This is a genomic window from Photorhabdus sp. RM71S (genome assembly GCF_042879355.1).
Classification (GTDB): Bacteria; Pseudomonadota; Gammaproteobacteria; order Enterobacterales; family Enterobacteriaceae; genus Photorhabdus; species Photorhabdus kayaii.
This window is the reverse complement of sequence record NZ_JBHFKV010000312.1, coordinates 1-223: the sequence shown is the minus strand read 5'-3', so window position 1 is coordinate 223 and position 223 is coordinate 1. Positions and strand designations below refer to the sequence as shown.

Sequence of the window (223 nt, the reverse complement as noted above, 5' to 3'; positions counted from 1 at the left end):
GGCGCCAGCACAGCGGCTCGCCATGCCAGTAACCGCCACCGGCTCATTATGACGAGGAAAACTATCAGACTCCCGTTCAGGGCGTGACTCAGCCTCCTTACGTTGGCCATCCTCACTGTCTGCTGGTAACTGCTTGCTTATGTAAGCAGCCAGGGCATTAAAGGTATTAAATTCAAACACCATACTGCTCGGAAAATGCCGGTTAAAAGTTCGGTTAATCGCA

1 protein-coding gene is annotated in these 223 nt (G+C 51.6%); it reads right to left on the bottom strand.

The window, feature by feature from the left end:
- The coding region (locus tag ACGF5R_RS25025; protein ID WP_387693361.1) for a hypothetical protein at positions 1 to 223 on the bottom strand (223 nt) is incomplete at both ends.